The sequence below is a fragment of the Oerskovia turbata genome (genome assembly GCF_000718325.1).
GTDB classification, from domain to species: Bacteria; Actinomycetota; Actinomycetes; order Actinomycetales; family Cellulomonadaceae; genus Oerskovia; species Oerskovia turbata.
Window position 1 is genome coordinate 205,168 of the sequence record NZ_JOFV01000001.1, and the last position, 16,955, is coordinate 222,122.

Sequence of the window (16,955 nt, forward strand, 5' to 3'; positions counted from 1 at the left end):
CCGCCACCACAACTTCACTCGCACACAACGACCGACGGGGCAGACCCATGGCTGGAAACTCACAACGACGCGGCGCGACCCGCAGCAGCAACAAGAAGGGCGCCGTCGCCGGCACGGGCGGCAAGAACCGCCGCGCCCTCGAAGGCCGCGGCCCGACGCCCAAGGCCGAGGACCGCACCTACCACAAGGCCCACAAGGCGAAGGTCGCCGCCGAGCGCCGCGACGCCACCTCGACCGGCCCGCGCGCGCACGACGCCAAGAGCGCTGCCCGCGGCGGACGCCCCAGCGGGCGCACGCCCTCGCGCACGACCCGTTCGAGCAGCGCGAACGAGGTCGTCAACGGCCGCAACGCCGTGCTCGAAGCCCTGCGCGCCTACATCCCGGTCTCCGCGGTGTACATCGCGACGCGCCTCGAGGCTGACGACCGCACCAAGGAGATCCTGAACATCGCCTCCGGGCGCGGGTACAACCTCCTCGAGGTCACCAAGGCCGAGCTCGACCGCATGACCGACGGCTCGGTCCACCAGGGCGTCGCGATCCAGGTCCCGCCCTACGAGTACGCCGACCCCGAGGACCTGCTCGACCGCGCGCACGAGGCCGGCGAGCCGCCGCTCATCGTGGCCCTCGACGGTGTGACCGACCCGCGCAACCTCGGTGCCGTGCTGCGTTCCGCGGGCGCGTTCGGGGCACACGGCGTCCTGGTGCCCGAGCGTCGCGCGGCCGGCGTGACGGCATCCGCGTGGAAGGTCTCCGCGGGCGCTGCGGCGCGCGTGCCCGTGGCCCGCGCGACCAACCTCGTCCGCACGCTCACCGAGTACAAGGCCGCCGGTTGCTTCATCGTGGGGCTCGACGGCGGCGGCCCGGTCGCCGTGGGCGAGCTCGCGTTCGGCAAGGACCCGCTCGTGCTCGTCGTCGGCTCCGAGGGCAAGGGCCTCTCGCGCCTCGTCCGCGAGACGTGCGACGTCGTCGCCTCGATCCCGATCCTCTCGGACGTCGAGTCCCTCAACGCCGGTGTCGCCGCCGGGATCTCGCTCTACGAGGTCGCGCGCCTGCGCTCCGCCGAGGACTGAGTCCCCGCCTCGTTCGTCCAGGACGCCCCGTCGCGCCACCTTCCCGGGGGCGCGACGGGGCGTCCTGCGTCGGCGGCGTGCGACGCCGGCGGCGCGTCGCTGGCCGTGCGGGGGGCCGCCTGGCGGGGCACTGGGGCTGGTGGTGACGCAGGGCGCCCCGGCCGCGACTACTCCTGCCGGTCGACCTCACCCGGGGCGAGGCCCAGGATCGCCTTCTCGTCGGGGCGGTGCCGCAGGACGTTCTCGACGTAGGAGGCCGTGGCCTCGGGCATGGGGATGTCGCGCCCGGCCTTCTCCGAGATGAACCAGCGGTGGTCGAGGATCTCGTGGAAGAGCTGGGCCGGCTGGAGCTTGCGCCGCAGGTCGCGCGGCACCGCCTGGATGGTCGGCTCGAAGACCCCGCTGAGCCAGTCGTGCGCGACGAACTCCTCGTCGTCGTTCTGGCGCTCGGCGGCGGCCCGGTAGGAGTCGAGGTCGTTGAGGAGGCGGCGTGCCTGGTTCTCCTGGACGTCGAGGCCCGTCAGGCGCAGCAGGCGGCGCGCGTGGTGGCCCGCGTCGACGACCTTGGGCTGGATCTGGACGGTCGTGCCGTCGATGTCGGTCGTGATCGCGAGCTCGCCCACGTCGAAGCCCAGGTTGTTGAGGCGTTCGATGCGCGCGGCGACGCGCCAGCGCTCGTCCGAGGCGAAGGTCTCGGCGTTCGTCAGGGCCTCCCAGAGCTCGTCGTAGCGTGCGACGAGCGCGTCACCCACGAGGATCTCGTCGATGTCCTCGTCGAGCAGCTCGCCTGCCGACAGGTCCATGAGCTCACCGATGATGTTGGTCCGGGCGAGGTCCACGTCGTAGCTGCGCTGGCCCGGGCTCAGCTCGCGGTGCAGGTCCCCGGTCTCGGCGTCGACGAGGTACGCGGCGAAGGTCTCGGCGTCGCGCCGGAAGAGCGTGTTGGACAGCGACACGTCGCCCCAGTAGAAGCCGATGAGGTGCAGGCGCACGAGCAGGACCGCGAGGGCGTCGATGAGCCGGGTCGCGGTGTCCGGCTGGAGGGCCTGGCTGAAGAGCGCGCGGTAGGGGAGCGAGAACTGCAGGTGCTCGGTGATGAGCACGGCTTCGAGCCGTTCGCCGTTCGCGTCGCTCCGGCCCGTGATGACCCCCACGGGCACGACGCTGGGGACGTCGAGGCGGCTGAGCTGGCGCAGCAGCTCGTACTCGCGGTACGCGACGGACTCGCCGATCTCCTTGATCGCGATGACGCGGCCCGAGAGCCGCACGAAGCGCACGATGTGGCGCGAGATACCGCGGGGCAGGGCGGCCAGGACGCTGTCCGGCCACTCCTCCAGGGGGATGTCCCAGGGGAGGTCGAGCAGTGCTGGGTCGGGGGCTGACGCGGTGATCTGCAGGTTCTGCACCATGACAGGTCCTTTCTCCGCGGTGGCCGGTCGCGTGCGGGGGCGTGGTGGCGCGGACGTTCCGCACCACCGGGAAGGATATGCGAAAGGGGGCGGCCCCGGCTGTCGCCGAGCCCGCCCCCGTGTCGCTGTGGGTCAGCTGAGACGCAGGCCCGTCGCGGTCGAGAAGATGTGCGTGTTGCCGGGACGGATCGCCACGTAGATGCGCTCGCCCTTGGCGGGCACGTTGCGCGGGTCGACGCGGACGATGATCTGGTTGTCGCCGGCACCCGAGTGGATGTCCGCGTTGGCTGCCAGGTCGCCCTTGAGGGTGCCGTAGACGAACGCGTCGGAGCCGAGCTCCTCGACGATGTTGACCTCGACCGGGAAGGCGCTCTCGTTGGCCTGCGAGGTGACCTCGAGGGCCTCGGGGCGGAAGCCGAGCGTGATCTTGCCCTTGTCGGCGTCGGTGATCTTGGCGGCGACGTCGCGCTCGAGCGGGATGCGGGCCGGGCCGACCTCTGCCAGGCCGTTGTTCACGGCGAACGTGCCGAGGTTCATCGCGGGCGAGCCGATGAAGCCGGCGACGAAGACGTTGGCGGGGGTGTCGTACATGTCGCGCGGCGTGCCGACCTGCTGCAGGAGGCCGTCCTTGAGGACCGCGATGCGGTCACCCATGGTGAGGGCCTCGGTCTGGTCGTGCGTGACGTAGACGGTCGTGACGCCGAGGCGACGCTGGAGCGACGCGATCTGCGTACGGGTCTGGACACGCAGCTTGGCGTCGAGGTTCGACAGCGGCTCGTCCATGAGGAACACCTGGGGCTGACGCACGATCGCGCGGCCCATGGCGACACGCTGACGCTGACCACCCGAGAGCGCCTTGGGCTTGCGGTCCAGGTACTCGGTGAGGTCGAGGATCTTGGCGGCCTCCTCGACGCGCTGGCGGATGTCCGCCTTGGGCGTGCCGGCGATCTTCAGCGCGAAGCCCATGTTGTCCGCGACGGACATGTGGGGGTACAGCGCGTAGTTCTGGAACACCATCGCGATGTCGCGGTCCTTGGGCTGCACGTCGGTGACGTCGCGGTCACCGATGAAGATGTGCCCGCCGTTGACGTCCTCGAGGCCCGCGAGCATGCGGAGCGACGTCGACTTGCCACAACCCGAGGGGCCGACGAGGACGAGGAACTCGCCGTCCTCGATGTGCAGGTTGAGCTGGTCCACCGCAGGACGCTCGGTCCCCGGGTAGAGCCGCGTTGCGTGGTCGAAAGTGACCGTAGCCATGATGGGTACATCCCTCCACCGGCAGGTACGTGCCGGACGATCCGTTGTGTAGTGACGTGCCGCGCTTTCACGTGGTGCGTGTCTGCTGTGACACAGAAGAAGTCGAACTGCCAGGGCTTCCGGTCACCCGGGGGACCTGGTGGTCCGACGTCATCGTTGCTCGGCATCCTACCCCTGGTTCCTGAGTCCTCCGTCACACCCGGGTCACGTCCGGGTCACGGTCGTGGTCGTCAGGGGTTCTCAGGGGTTCTCAGGAGTCCAGCAGGTCGGCGAGCGTGGTCAGTGCGGCCGCGGCGCCGGCGGGGTCGGCGACGCGGTACGTGGCGAGGGTCTCGCCCTCGCCCACCTTGATGCCCACGTCGGCCGGGCCGAGCACCGCGAAGGCCCGCTCGTCGGTCACGTCGTCGCCCAGGTAGAGCACGGCGGGGGAGCCGAGCCGCGCGCGCAGCGTGTCGAGCGCGATGCCCTTGGAGGTCCTGGTGACCGCGATCTCGACGACGTTCTTCCCGGCCATGACGTGCGCGCCGAGCCGGTCCCCGAGCTCGACGGCAGCGGCCGACGCGGTGTGCGCGGGCCCGACGGGTGACAGGCGGGTGTGGAGCACCGCGGCCGAGGGCTTGTGCTCGACCCAGGCACCCTCGATCGGTGCCGCGATCTCCTCGAGGCCGGATGCGACGTCGGCGAGCAGGTCGCGCTGCGCCTCGTCGAGCGCGACGGGGACGAGGCGGACGCGTGCCGCCGTCCCGTCGGCACGCACCGAGCGCTCGTCGTCGGTTCCGTCCCGCAGCGGTGCGAGCACCTCGCCCGTCTCTGCCCCGTGGCTGCCGACGAGGAGCGCACCGGGCGGCGGCGAGGCGAGGTGCGCGAGGTCCTCGATCCGGCGGCCCGACACGAGCGCGACGCGCACCCGGTCGGGTCCGCACGCCGCGAGGCGCGCGAGGGCTGCGGCGGCGGCCGGGGTGGGGCGTGACGCGAGCGGGTCGTCCCCGAGGGGGGCGAGGACCCCGTCGAAGTCGCTGGCGACCAGGACGGGTCCGGTCCCTGCGTCCTGGTGGGGCGTCGCGGCGGCCGCGAGGGTCGCGAGGGCCACGCCGAGGTCGGCGGGTCCGCCGACCTCGGTCTGAGAGGTTCCCGACGCCGTCACGCGCCTTCCCCTTCGACGGGTGCCTCGTCCGTGGGGCGGGACGGGGCGTGGGTGCGGGGCGTGTCGCGCGAGGGCATGGCCTGGAGCACGCCGAGGAACGACTCGGACCACTTCGAGACGTCGTCGGCGAGCACGCGGCGGCGCAGGCGGCGCATGCGCTTGCGTTGCTCGCGCACGTCCATGTTCGCGGCCGCGACGATGATGTCCTTCATGCCGTCGATGTCGTGGGGGTTGACGAGCAGCGCGCCGCCCGCGAGCTCGTCGGCGGCCCCCGTGAACTCCGAGAGGACCAGGACGCCGCGGTCGTCGGAGCGGGCCGCGATGTACTCCTTGGCGACGAGGTTCATGCCGTCGCGCAGCGAGGTGACGAGCATGACGTCGGCCGCGAGGTAGAGCGCGGCCATCTCCTCGGGCGGGTAGGAGTGGTGCAGGTAGTGGATCGCGGCGTGGCCGATCTCGGCGTACTCGCCGTTGATGCGGCCCACGAGGCCTTCGACCTGCTCGCGCAGCTCCTGGTAGGCGCCGACGTTCTCGCGGCTCGGGCTCGCGACCTGGACGAGCGTGACGTGCTCGACGTCGATGCGCCCGTCCTGGAGGATCTCGCCGTAGGCCTTGATGCGGTGGCGGATGCCCTTGGTGTAGTCGAGGCGGTCGACGCCGAGCATCATGCACTCGGGGTCGCCCAGGTCGGCGCGGATCTCGCGCGAGCGGGCCTGGACCTCGGGGGTCCGGGCGAGCTCGTCGAACGTCCGGGAGTCGATCGAGATGGGGAAGGCCGCGGCGCGGACGTTGCGCGAGGGGCGGTCCTCGTCGCCGGGGACGGTCACGATGGGGCCGCGGGTCGTGTAGCCCGTGAGGCGGCGCACGGCGCGGATGAAGTTGGACGCGTCGCCCGCGCGCTGGAACCCGATGAGGTCGGCGCCCAGGAGCCCGTCGATCACCTGGCGTCGCCACGGGAGCTGCTGGAAGAGCTCGAGCGGTGGGAACGGGATGTGGTTGAAGAACCCGATCTTCAGGTCGGGGCGCTGCTCGCGCAGCATGCGTGGCACGAGCTGGAGCTGGTAGTCGTGGACCCAGACGGTCGCGCCCTGCTCGGCCTGCGCGGCGGCGGCGTCGGCGAAGCGCTGGTTGACGCGGCGGTACGCGTCCCACCACTGCCGGTGGAACGCGGGGGGAGCGATCACGTCGTGGTAGAGCGGCCAGAGCGTGTCGTTGGAGAAGCCCTCGTAGTAGCGCTCGATCTCGGTCGCGGACAGCGTCACGGGCACCAGGCGCATGTCGTCGGCGTCGAACGGGTCGACCTCGAGGTCAGGGGCTCCGGACCAGCCGACCCAGGCGCCGTCGGACTTCTGCATGACGGGTTCGAGCGCGGTCACGAGTCCCCCGGGGGAGCGCTTCCAGTCGACGTGCCCCTCGTCGTCGACCGTGAAGTCGACGGGGAGCCGGTTGGACACCACGACGAGGTCGTAGCCGTCTTTGCCAGTCAATGGAGATCTCCTTGGTATTCGGTTGAACTTTGGTGAAACTCCACCCAGGTTATCGGTGTCGCGTCCTGCGTGCTCCCGGGAGCGCAGGGCAGGGCCCCGATTTGTCGATACCTTGACACCATGGAGGAGGCCAGCAGCAGACCAGCCGACCCGGCGCACGACCCGGCGCTCGACCCGGCGCGGAGCAGCGGTGCCGCGCGGCGCGGCGGCCTGCCCACGGGCAGCGAGGTCGGCGGGTACCGCATCCTCGCGCGGCTCGGCGCCGGCGCGATGGGCGCGGTCTACGAGGCCGAGGACGGCGGCGGGAACCTCGTTGCGATCAAGTTCCTGCACGCGCACCTCGACGTCGACGCGCAGGGGCGCGAGCGCCTTCGCCGCGAGGCCGTCGCCCTCCAGCGCCTGCGGCACCCCGCGGTCGCGCAGATCCTCGACGTCGAGCTCGACGGCTCCGAGGCGTTCATCGTGACCGAGCTCGTCGACGGCCCCAACCTCGAGGAGGAGATCGCGACGGGCGGCCCGCTCGACGCGCGCGACCTGTTCGAGCTCGCGGACCAGCTCGCCGAGGCGCTCGAGGCGGTCCATGCGGCAGGGGTCGTGCACCGCGACCTCAAGCCCAGCAACGTCCTGGTGACCGAGAACGGCCCGGTCCTCATCGACTTCGGCATCGCGCACGGGCTCGACGAGGCCCGTGCGACCTCGACCGGCCTCGTCATGGGCACACCGGGCTACCTGGCCCCCGAGCTCCTCGAGGGCGCGGCCCCGAGCGCCAACAGCGACTGGTGGGGCTGGGCGGCGCTGCTCGCGTTCTCCGCGACCGGTCGCCCACCGTTCGGCATGCGCCCGGTCGAGGCCGTGCTCGCGCGCGCCCGGTCGGGAGAGGCGGACCTCGACGGGCTGGGGCCGCGGACGGCCGCGGCGCTCGCGGCGGCGCTGCGGGCGGACCCGGCCTCCCGGCTCGGCCCGTCGGAGGTCGCCGCGGTCCTGCACCGCGTGGCCCAGGAGGGAGACGGCCCGACGGCGTCGCCCGCCACGGGCGCGACGGCGGTCGTCCCGCACCACCTCGGGGGAGGGGGGAGCGCCGGTGGTGGGGGCAGGGCGGCCGGTGGCGCGGCGCTCGCCGGTACCGCCGCCGTGGCCGCCGCCGGAGGCACGCTCGCCGCTGCCGAGCGAGCGGCCGCCGTGGGGGCCGCGGCGCCCGCTGCCGCGAACGGGGCCGGCGGTGGCGCGGTGGCCACCGCGGGTGCCGGTGCGTCCGGTGCCGCGGCGACCGTCGCCCTGCCGGCCTCGGCCGGGGACGTCCAGCCGACGAGCGTCGTCCCGACCGTGCGCTCGGCAGTGCCCGTGCCGCGGCCGACCCCGACCGCACCGTCGATCCCGCCGCTCGCCGCGACCCAGATCATCGCGAACGACGGCCGGACCGTCGCGGTGCCGACGATGCCGCCGACCAGCATGCCGCCGACGGCCATGTCGCCGACCGCGGTGCAGCCCGCCGTCCAGCAGCCCACCCTGAGGCAACCCCCGGCCCCCTCGGCGCCACCCGGGGCGTACCCGCCCGCCCAGGGCCCGTACCCCCCGCCGTCCCAGGGCCCGTACGCGCCGCAGCCCGCTCCTCCCGCGGACGCTCCGGCGTCGGGCAGGCGGAAGGGGCGTGGCGCGCAGGTGGCCGGAACCGAGGGTGGCGACCCGCTCGACGCGTTCGGCCAGCCCCTCGGCGAGGTGTCCGCGTCCGGCTACGCCCGACCCGCCCACCGGCGGCGCGCCGGGACCGTCGCGGCCCTCGGGCTGCCGCTCGTGCTGCTCGCCGGGACGTACCCGGGCATCGCGTTCGTGCTCCTCGCCGTGGTCGTGGTCGTGCTGCGCGTCGTCGGGGTGGGGGCTGACTCGTTCCACGGCCGTCGCGAGCGCAAGGGTGTCCAGCGCAGCGACGGCGTGCGCTCGGTGGTCGCGGTGCCCTGGTACGCGCTGCGCGCGGTCGTCGGCGCCGTACCCTCGCTGCTCGTCGCGCTGTGCGGGGGCGTGCTGCTCGTCGTGGGCTCGTGGTGGCTGCTCGCGCCCGGGATGCTCGTCCTCGCGCCGCAGCAGACCGTCGAGGCGCGGTCGGTCGGCGGCGCCAACGAACCCTGGGTGTTCACGGTCGTGCTGTGCGTCGCGATGGTGGTCACGGTGCTGCTCGCGTGGTTCGGGCCGCTGTCCGGCCTCACCCGGTACGGCGCGCGCACCACGCTCGCGCACGTGGCCCCCGGCCGCGTCGGGGCGATCTTCCTGGTCCTCGCCGGGCTCGTCCTCGCAGCGATCGTGCTCTTCCCCCTCGGCGACGGGGCGCCGATCGACTGGGCCCCCTTCCCGGGACCGCCGCCCAGCCTGTGACGCCCCGCGACTCACCGGAAACTCTCAGAATGCGCGGGTACCCTGAGCCCGTGACCAGGACGTCCGCCCCGGGAGCGCCGACCGGCGCGACCTCCGGGACAGCCCCGAGCGAGGCCGCACCCGCGGCCCGCCCGCGCGCGCGCACGGACCGCCCCGAGCGCCTGCTGGGGCGGTCGCTGACCGCCGCGACCTCGCTCGTCGTCGCAGGCTTCCTCCTGGTCGTCGGGACCCTGACGCTCCTCGCCGACCGCGGGTTCAGCCTCGTCCACCAGTGCGTGCCCGCCCCGGGCGGCTGGGGGGTCGCAGGCGTGCACCTGGCCCTCCTGCGGGAGACCGCCGACTGCCCCGCCGGCACCGCCGCGCTCGGGGGAGACCCCACCCGCGTGGTCACGGTCGTCGGCGTGCTCGCGCTGCCGGTGCTGCTCGCCCACCTCGCGCTGCTCCTCGCCGGGTGCGGGCTGGCCGCCGAGGCCCTGCGCGTCCGTGACCGGGCGACCGCCGTCCTGAGCCCGCGCCGCGCCGTCGCCCTCCTGCGGGCGCCGCTCGCACCCGTCGCCCTCTCGTGCCGGCAGGTCGTGCGGTCCGCGACCAAGGTGCTGCACCACCTCGCGCTCGCCGCGGTGCGCTCCCTGCGCGGGCCACCCGCCGCGCTCGCGGCCGCCTGACGACTCGATCCCGACTCGTCACCGCCGCGCGACCCGGTGCCACCCGCACCCTGGGCACGCGTGGCACGGACCGCTACCCTCGCGACCAGTGCGCCCCCGCGTGGGGCCGCGCCACCACACGACCTCCAAGGACTCCCATGTCGAACGAACCCCGTCAGACCAAGGCCGACCGCCGCGACGCTGCCCGCGCCGAAGCCCTCGCGCTGCGCGAGGCCCAGGCCAAGCGCGACAAGCGCAACCGTGCGATCACCATCGGCGCCCTCGTCGGTGGGCTCGCCGTGCTCATCGGCGCCTTCCTCTGGGTCTTCATCCCCGCGATGAACCAGAAGGAGGCGCGCACCACCGCACCCATGACCGGTGTCACCGCCCCCGCCACGGCCAACGACACGGGCGGCATCCCGATCGGCACGGACGGCGCCGCCGGGACCAGCACCGAGGGCGCCGTCGAGCTGGGCGTGTACTTCGACTACATGTGCCCCATCTGCGGTGACTTCGAGCAGGTCAACTCCGCCTCGATCGACGAGATGCGCGAGGCCGGGGACATCACCCTCGTCCAGCACCCCGTCGCGATCCTCAACCGCATGACGAACGCGCAGGAGTTCTCCACCCGCTCGGCCGCCGCTGCCGCGTACGTCGCCGAGCACGCCCCCGCCCAGTTCAACGCGTTCAACTCGGCGATGTTCGCCAACCAGCCCGAGGAGAACAAGGAGACGCTGACCGACGCGCAGATCGCGGAGATCGCCAAGACCGCGGGCGTCCCGGCCGACGTGGCCGACGAGATCGCCGCGGGTGCAGCGGTCGACGAGTTCGGCGACTGGGTCGAGGGCGCCACGAACCTCGCGACGCAGAACCCCGACCTCGCCAACCCGCAGACCGGTGGCTTCGGCACGCCGACCATCACGATCAACGGCGAGCGCTGGGACGGCAACTGGACCGACCCGGCCGAGCTCAAGAAGGCCGTCGAGGCAGCCAAGGGCTGACCTGCCCGGTCGCTCGCGGTGCGCTCGCGGCAGCGTGCGTCGGTCGGCGTCCGTCCCTGGTGAGGGACGGACGCCGACCGACCGCTCGCCCCGCGTCCACCGCACGCCCGGCACCCGGTAGGCTGTTCGCGCACCTCACGGTGCCGCTGCCCTCCGGGTGGCGTGCCGCCTTAGCTCAGCTGGTAGAGCACTCGCCTTGTAAGCGAAAGGTCGTCGGTTCGAACCCGACAGGCGGCTCCGGTCCCACCACGCAGGCCGGCGTCGTCCGGGGACGTCGGCGGCCTGAGCCCGACCCCGACCCCGAGCGCGGTCGCGGTCGCGGTCGCGGTCGCGCGGCGCCGCCCGGCCGGCCCGTCTACTGCGACTGCACCGGCGTCAGCGCGGGCGCCTTGGGCTCGCGCAGGTCGCCCGACGAGTGGCCCCGGAGGCGTCGCGTCGCCCACGGGTACACGTGCACGCGCACCCACTCGGCGTTCTGCCGTGCACGGTCGAGGAGGGGGACGGGGGGAAGGGGCGACAACGGGTCGTCCCACGCGGCGTCGTCGGGCGCCTGGCCGAGGCCCACGAGCGCGGCCTGGGCCACGCGCTGGTGCCCGTCGGGCGTGAGGTGGATGCGGTCGTCGGACCACATGCGCCAGTCGTGCAGCGACGCCATGCCCCACAGGTCCAGGACGTGGGCGCCGTGGCGGCGCGCGATCGACCAGATGTGCGCGTTGAACACGCCCACCCGGCCGCGCGTGAGGCCCACGAGGGGCGAGCCCGACGTGTCGAAGCCCGTGCCGAGCAGGACGTCGATGCCCTCGGCACGCAGGCGCCCGACGGCATGGTCGAGGTTGCGGGCCAGGCGGTCGATGTCGGCTGCGGGGCGCAGGATGTCGTTGCCGCCGCCGACGAGGCTCACCAGGTCGGGCTTGAGCGCGAGCGCTGCCGGGACCTGCTCCGAGAGGATCGAGCGCAGGAGCCGGCCGCGGATCGCGAGGTTGGCGTACTCGAGCGGTGCCCGGCCTGCGGCGCTGCGTCGCGTCGACAGGTGCCCTGCGAGGAGGTCGGCCCAGCCGCGCTGGCGGTCCGGGTCGTTCGGGTAGGGGTCCCAGAGTCCTTCCGTGAACGAGTCGCCGATCGCGACGTAGCTGGCCCAGCGGGGCGCGTTCTCATCGGTGGGGTGCGAGGTGGTCACCGGTCCATTGTGTGACACGGGGCGCGGGGCGTCCCGTGAGATTCCCGACGGCGCAGCGCGGCCCCGGTGGCGCGGTGCGGTCGTCCGAGGTCGCGCCGTGGCCTGCGGTGGCCCGCCCTGGCACGCTGTGCCCGGCCCGCCGCGTCAGGTCGTCGGCAGCGTCCAGTCGACCGGCGCCGACCCCTGGGCCACGAGCAGCTCGTTGACGCGCGAGAAGGGCCGTGACCCGAAGAACCCGCGGCGAGCCGACAGCGGGCTCGGGTGCGCGCTCTCGACGACCGGGGTGTCGCCCAGGAGGGGCTTGAGCGTCGCGGCGTCACGGCCCCAGAGGATCGCGACGAGCGGCTGGTCGCGGGCCACGAGCGCGCGGATCGCGGCCTCGGTGACGGCCTCCCAGCCCTTGCGGCGGTGCGAGCCGGTGTCTCCCGCGCCGACCGTCAGGACCCTGTTGAGCAGCATGACGCCCTGGTCGCTCCACGCGGACAGGTCACCGTGCACGGGCGTAGGGGTGCCGAGGTCGGTCGCCATCTCGGCGTAGATGTTCTGGAGCGAGCGCGGGACGGGGCGCACGTGCGGCTGGACGGAGAAGGACAGGCCCATCGCGTGCCCGGGGGTCGGGTAGGGGTCCTGGCCCACGATCAGGACACGCACGTCGGCCAGCGGTCGTTGGAAGGCACGCAGGACGTCCGACGGCGCAGGCAGGTACGGGCGTCCGGCCGCGGCCTCGGCGCGCAGGAAGTCGCCCACGGCCCGCAGCCGGGGCTCGACGGGGGTCAGCGCCTCGGCCCAGTCCGGGGCCATGATCTCGGCGAGCGGGCGGTGGCCGCCGGTCGCGGGGACCTGCTCGAGGGCGTCAGGGGACGGTACCGGGGACGGTGGCGTCGCGAAGCTGTTCACGCGGCGAGGGTACGCGAGCGGGTGAATGACATGGTTGTGGTTCGCGCGTAGGCTGGTGCGGTCCAGGTGCCTGCTCCCGAGAAGCGGGCCGCGTCCCGACGAGTGAGGATCTTGCCCATGAGCGAAGCGTTCGCCGCGACCGAGCACCTCGTCGCACCCGCTGAGCCGGACGACGCGGCCGCCACGGAATCGGGGCTCTCGGCCCGCGACCAGGAGATCCTGGCCTTCGAGCGCCAGTGGTGGAAGTACGCCGGTGCCAAGGAGCAGGCGGTCCGTGAGCTCTTCGACATGACCGCGACGCGCTACTACCAGGCACTCAACACCTTGATCGACTCCCCGGCCGCTCTTGCGCACGACCCCATGCTCGTCAAGCGTCTGCGGCGGATGCGGTCCACCCGGCAGCGCGCGCGGTCGGCCCGTCGCCTCGGCGACATTTAGTCGCTGGGCCAAGTCGGGCTAACCTGTCGGCGTGAGCAAGAGCGATTACCCCTACGCGCCTGACGAGTTCGACGTCCCCGCGCCCGAGGGCGCACCCGTGGGGGTCTATCGCGCTCCGCGCAGCGGCTGGAGCAAGACGTGGCCCTTTCTCCTCGTCGCCGTGATCTTCGCAGGTCTCGCGGTCGGGGGGGTCGCCGCGATCTCCGGCGGGCTCGGCCAGAAGGCCCCGGTGGAGGCCGACAAGCCCGCGGCGGAGCAGCCGGCCGACGGCGCGGCCGTGGAGGAGCCCCCGGTCACGGAGGAGCCACCGGTCGTGGAGGAGCCCCCGGTCACGGAGGAGCCCCCCGTCACGGAGGAGACGCCGACGGCCCCCGCCACCGACCTCACGGCCCTGCTCGCCGTCGCGGACAAGGGTGCGTACGTCCGGGTCCTGAACGACGGTGGGCCCGCCGGTGAGGCACGGACCGGCAAGGACGCGCTGGACGCGCAGGGCTTCACCCAGACCAAGGCCGAGGACTACCCCGGCGACTCCGGCCTCACGGTGAACACCGTGTGGTACACCGAGAACCGCAAGGAGACGGCGACCGCCGTCGCGGCGATCCTCGGCATCCCGGCCGAGCAGATGACCGAGACGCAGGTGCGCGAGGGGGACGTCGTCGTGGTCCTGAAGTCGGCACTCACCCCCGCTCCCTGATCGCCCGGTCCCGCCGATCCTGCGCCTGGCCCGTGCTTTCCTCGTGTGACCTCTGCCACTAGGCTCGATCCCACCACGGGGCGTCCCATGCTCCGCTGCTCGCACCCGGTTCGTACGCACGAGGAGACGTTGATGGCACAGGGCACCGTGAAGTGGTTCAACGCCGAGAAGGGCTTCGGGTTCATCACCCCCGCCTCGGGCGGGCCGGACCTCTTCGTCCACTTCAGCTCGATCCAGAGCGACGGCTACCGCTCGCTCGACGAGGGTCAGCAGGTCGAGTACGAGCAGGGGCAGGGACAGAAGGGCCCCCAGGCCGAGCAGGTGCGCGCGCTCTGAGCGCCGTGACCCCCGCCCGGCACCTGACCGAGGTCGACGTCGTCGTCGTCGGGTCGGGCCCCAACGGGCTCGCGGCGGCGGTGACGTGCGCCCGGGCCGGGCTGTCCGTGCGCGTCCTGGAGGCGCAGCCCACGGCCGGCGGGGGATCTCGCACGCTGGACCTCGGGCTGGCCGAGGGCATGGTCCACGACATCTGCTCGGCCGTGCACCCCATGGCGTGGGCGTCGCCCTTCTTCCAGGCGTTCGACCTGCCGTCGCGCGGTGTCGAGCTGCTCGTCCCGGAGGTCTCCTACGCCCAGCCGCTGCCGGGCGGTCGCGCGGGGATCGCCTACCGGGACCTCGACCGGACCGTCGACGCTCTGGGACCCGACGGCGCCGCGTGGCGCTCGCTCCTCGGCTCGCTGTCCCGGCAGCCCGGGCACGCGGTCGCGACGGCGCTCGGTGACAAGCGCAGCATCCCCGCAGGCCTCCTTCCGCGCGGGGCGCCGACCGCGGCCCGGTTCGGCCTCGGGGTCCTCGAGCAGGGCACGGGCCTGTGGGACCGGCGCTTCGTGGGGGACGTCGCACCGGCTCTCCTCACGGGGGTCGCCGCCCACGGGATCGCCCCCATGCCCTCGCTCGCCTCGGCCGGGGTCGCGATGCTGCTCGCCTCGCTCGCGCACACCGACGGCGGCTGGCCCATCCCCCGAGGGGGGTCAGGAGCGATCATGACCGCGCTCGTCGCGGACCTCGAGGCGCACGGCGGCCAGGTCGTGACCGACCACCCGGTCCGCTCGGAGTCGGACCTGCCTCCAGCACGCGCGATCATCTTCGACACCACCCCGCGCACGGTCGTCGAGGTCTTCGGGTCCCGCCTGACCGGCCGGGCCGCCCGAGCGCTCACCGCGTTCCCCTACGGCAACGCAGCGGCCAAGGTCGACTTCGTCCTGCGCGGGCCGGTGCCGTGGCAGCACGCCGACGTCGGGAGAGCGGGAACCGTCCACGTGGGTGGAACGCGCGCGGAGATGGCCGCCGCCGAGGCCGCGGTCGCGGCAGGCACGCACGCCGAGCGCCCCATGGTGCTCGTGAGCGACCCGACGGTCGTCGACCCGTCCCGCCTCGTGGGCGACCTGCGGCCCCTGTGGGCGTACGCGCACGTCCCCGCCGGCTCCACGCTCGACGTCACCGAGGCGATCACGGCGCAGATCGAACGCTTCGCACCCGGCTTCCGCGACGTCGTCGTGACCTCACGCTGCGTGCCTGCCGCGCGCATGAGCGAGCACAACGCCAACTACGTGGGTGGGGACATCGCGGCGGGGGCCGTCAGCCTCTGGCGCGTGATCGCGCGCCCGACCGCGCGCCTCGACCCCTACGCGACCGGCCTCGACGGCGTCTACCTCTGCTCGGCCTCCACGCCCCCCGGCCCCGGTGTCCACGGGCTCGGCGGCTGGTACGCCGCGCGGCGCGTGCTGCACCGCGAGTTCGACCTGCCGCACCCGCCACGACTGGCCCCCTGACGCCCGGCCCGGGCGGCGCCGTCGGACAGGGTCGAACGACGCTCAGGGAAGCGCCGCGCCTGCCGTGCGCTGCTCCTCCAGCTCGACGAGCGTCAGCACCACGAGCGCCGAGCTCCACGTGAGCGGTGCGACCGCCGCAGGGGAACCGTCCGCGAGAACCTTCTCCGGGATCGCGCCCGAGGCCGTCCGATGGGTGTCGAGCCAGTCGAGCCAGCTCTCCGCGGCCCCGACCTCGCCCGTCGAGGCGCCGGCCAGAGCGAAGAGCGCCGTCTGGGGCGTCCACGAGATGCCGTCGGTGCGCCAGCCCGCCCCCGGCGCCACGCCGCCGGCGGGCCGGAGCATCGACATCACCGACGACCGCCACGCCTCGTCGGCCCCCTCCAGGGCCGTGGGCTGGAACGGCGGCAGGGCGAACGTCGTCGCCGCGTCCTGCGGGCCGCCTGACGCGTGCCGCGGATAGCCCCGGGGGCCGAAGCGCCCCTCGATCGCCGTGCGCAGACGAGCGGCGGCACGAGCGGCGTCGGCCGCCGACGCCCACCGCTCGTCGTCGGCATAGATCGAACGAGCCGCCTCGAGGCCCGCGAGCAGGGGCGCCGCGGTGCCGAGCGTGAGCTCGGTCGGGCGGACCTCCCAGTAGTCGCTCGACGGGGGTGGCAGGTCCGTGTCCTCGTCGAGCAGGGTGAGCACGTGAGCGGTCGAGGCGTCGACGAGCGGGCCGAGCCGATCGTGCGCCGCAGCCCGGTCCTGCGGGTCGTCGACCTCGTCGAGCACGATCCAGGCCGACCACAAGGCCCACCCGTTGCCGTCCGACTGGCCGCCCCGGTCGTCCGGCACGCCCGAGGCGTCAGGTCGGTAGCGCGCCTGGAACGACCCGTCGGGCTCCTGGACCGACCGCAGGAAGTCCAGGACCCGCAGCGCGTCCCCCACGTGACCGGTCCGGGCATAGGCCGCCGCCGTGAAGGACGCGTCCCGGGGCCAGACGAAGCGCCACTTCGGGGAGGGGGCCGCGAGCGAGGCGCCGTTCTCGAGCGTCAGGGCGTGCAGGTCGAGCAGGGCGTCCTCGCCGAGCTCCTCGAAGCGCGTGCCGGCGCCCGGGAGCCGGCCGTCCGCGAGCCAGGCCCGGGAGGCGCTCGCGGCGTGCTCGGCAGCCTCGGTGTCCAGGAGCCGGTCCGCCGAGAGAGGAGAGCCGGCGACCACCGTCAGCCGGTCGACCTCGCCGTCAGCCGGGTCGAGGCCTCCGGCGAGCAGCGCGGGATCGAGCGCGGCGGGGTCGAGGACACGGCTGCCGTCGAGGTAGGTGGCCGCCATGCCGTCAGGAAGGCGGAGCAGGGAGCCGTCCCCGGCGGTCGCGACGCCGTCCTGGTAGAGGTCGACGTGCACGTCGGTCGGCAGGGACGCGGGGGTGGCACCCGCGGTCACGAGCACCACGACAGGGGCGATCGCTGCCCCGAGCACCGCCAGTCGCCACCGCGTCGTCGCGAACCTCACAGTGCGCATCCTAGGACGAGCCGGACGCTCGCCGTTCCGCTGCGGGCGAT

Annotated in this window: 15 protein-coding genes and 1 tRNA gene; 9 read left to right on the forward strand and 7 right to left on the reverse strand. The window is 73.7% G+C overall.

Annotated features, from left to right (window positions below):
* The first annotated feature begins 47 nt into the window (after positions 1–47).
* Complete coding sequence (gene rlmB / locus IE95_RS0100940; RefSeq protein ID WP_030144092.1) at positions 48–1,070, forward strand: 23S rRNA (guanosine(2251)-2'-O)-methyltransferase RlmB; 1,023 nt, start codon at positions 48–50, stop codon at positions 1,068–1,070.
* Positions 1,071–1,237: 167 nt separating this feature from the next.
* Here the strand turns inward: rlmB and IE95_RS0100945 are convergent, their stop codons facing one another.
* The 4 genes from IE95_RS0100945 to otsA all read right to left on the reverse strand — a co-directional run bounded on the left by IE95_RS0100945 (position 1,238) and on the right by otsA (position 6,367).
* The gene (locus tag IE95_RS0100945; protein ID WP_030144093.1) at positions 1,238–2,479 is read right to left on the reverse strand and encodes a DUF4032 domain-containing protein; all 1,242 of its coding nucleotides are present in this window, start codon (positions 2,477–2,479) and stop codon (positions 1,238–1,240) included.
* A 132-nt stretch (positions 2,480–2,611) separates the two neighbouring features.
* Complete coding sequence (locus IE95_RS0100950; protein ID WP_030144094.1) at positions 2,612–3,736, reverse strand: ABC transporter ATP-binding protein; 1,125 nt, start codon at positions 3,734–3,736, stop codon at positions 2,612–2,614.
* 250 nt (positions 3,737–3,986) lie between these two features.
* A complete protein-coding gene (gene otsB / locus IE95_RS0100955) occupies positions 3,987–4,880 on the reverse strand; it encodes a trehalose-phosphatase (RefSeq protein WP_036570281.1) in 894 nt (297 codons plus the stop codon).
* A complete protein-coding gene (gene otsA, locus IE95_RS0100960) occupies positions 4,877–6,367 on the reverse strand; it encodes an alpha,alpha-trehalose-phosphate synthase (UDP-forming) (protein ID WP_129429448.1) in 1,491 nt (496 codons plus the stop codon). The genes otsB and otsA overlap by 4 nt, the downstream gene beginning before the upstream one ends.
* A 120-nt stretch (positions 6,368–6,487) precedes the next feature.
* On the opposite strand from otsA, the gene IE95_RS20290 reads away from it, so the two are divergent.
* The 4 genes from IE95_RS20290 (at position 6,488) to IE95_RS0100985 (ending at position 10,616) form a co-directional block, all read left to right on the forward strand.
* Positions 6,488–8,734 (forward strand): serine/threonine-protein kinase, encoded by a 2,247-nt coding sequence (locus IE95_RS20290; protein ID WP_051702543.1) that lies wholly within the window; start codon positions 6,488–6,490, stop codon positions 8,732–8,734.
* A gap of 50 nt (positions 8,735–8,784) precedes the next feature.
* Complete coding sequence (locus tag IE95_RS19345) at positions 8,785–9,399, forward strand: hypothetical protein (protein ID WP_129429447.1); 615 nt, start codon at positions 8,785–8,787, stop codon at positions 9,397–9,399.
* A gap of 137 nt (positions 9,400–9,536) precedes the next feature.
* Positions 9,537–10,379, forward strand: coding sequence for a DsbA family protein (locus IE95_RS0100980; protein WP_030144099.1), 843 nt, complete (start codon positions 9,537–9,539; stop codon positions 10,377–10,379).
* 164 nt (positions 10,380–10,543) lie between these two features.
* A tRNA-Thr gene (locus IE95_RS0100985) sits at positions 10,544–10,616 on the forward strand.
* Positions 10,617–10,734: 118 nt separating this feature from the next.
* On the opposite strand, the gene IE95_RS0100990 is transcribed toward IE95_RS0100985, so the two are convergent.
* Positions 10,735–11,556 carry an SGNH/GDSL hydrolase family protein gene (locus tag IE95_RS0100990; protein ID WP_030144100.1) on the reverse strand — a complete coding sequence of 274 codons (822 nt, stop codon included), beginning with the start codon at positions 11,554–11,556 and terminating at the stop codon, positions 10,735–10,737.
* A 144-nt stretch (positions 11,557–11,700) separates the two neighbouring features.
* A complete protein-coding gene (locus tag IE95_RS0100995; RefSeq protein ID WP_276319043.1) occupies positions 11,701–12,453 on the reverse strand; it encodes a uracil-DNA glycosylase in 753 nt (250 codons plus the stop codon).
* A 117-nt stretch (positions 12,454–12,570) separates the two neighbouring features.
* On the opposite strand from IE95_RS0100995, the gene IE95_RS0101000 reads away from it, so the two are divergent.
* From IE95_RS0101000 to IE95_RS0101015, 4 genes are all read left to right on the forward strand, one after another.
* A complete protein-coding gene (locus IE95_RS0101000; protein ID WP_030144102.1) occupies positions 12,571–12,891 on the forward strand; it encodes a DUF3263 domain-containing protein in 321 nt (106 codons plus the stop codon).
* Between the two features lie 31 nt (positions 12,892–12,922).
* Positions 12,923–13,585 carry a LytR C-terminal domain-containing protein gene (locus IE95_RS0101005; protein ID WP_030144103.1) on the forward strand — a complete coding sequence of 221 codons (663 nt, stop codon included), beginning with the start codon at positions 12,923–12,925 and terminating at the stop codon, positions 13,583–13,585.
* Between the two features lie 132 nt (positions 13,586–13,717).
* Positions 13,718–13,921 (forward strand): cold-shock protein, encoded by a 204-nt coding sequence (locus tag IE95_RS0101010; RefSeq protein ID WP_030144104.1) that lies wholly within the window; start codon positions 13,718–13,720, stop codon positions 13,919–13,921.
* A 5-nt stretch (positions 13,922–13,926) separates the two neighbouring features.
* A complete protein-coding gene (locus IE95_RS0101015; RefSeq protein WP_240666194.1) occupies positions 13,927–15,417 on the forward strand; it encodes a phytoene desaturase family protein in 1,491 nt (496 codons plus the stop codon).
* A 42-nt stretch (positions 15,418–15,459) separates the two neighbouring features.
* On the opposite strand, the gene IE95_RS0101020 is transcribed toward IE95_RS0101015, so the two are convergent.
* Complete coding sequence (locus IE95_RS0101020; RefSeq protein WP_420819373.1) at positions 15,460–16,914, reverse strand: glycoside hydrolase family 15 protein; 1,455 nt, start codon at positions 16,912–16,914, stop codon at positions 15,460–15,462.
* Between the last annotated feature and the right edge of the window lie 41 nt (positions 16,915–16,955).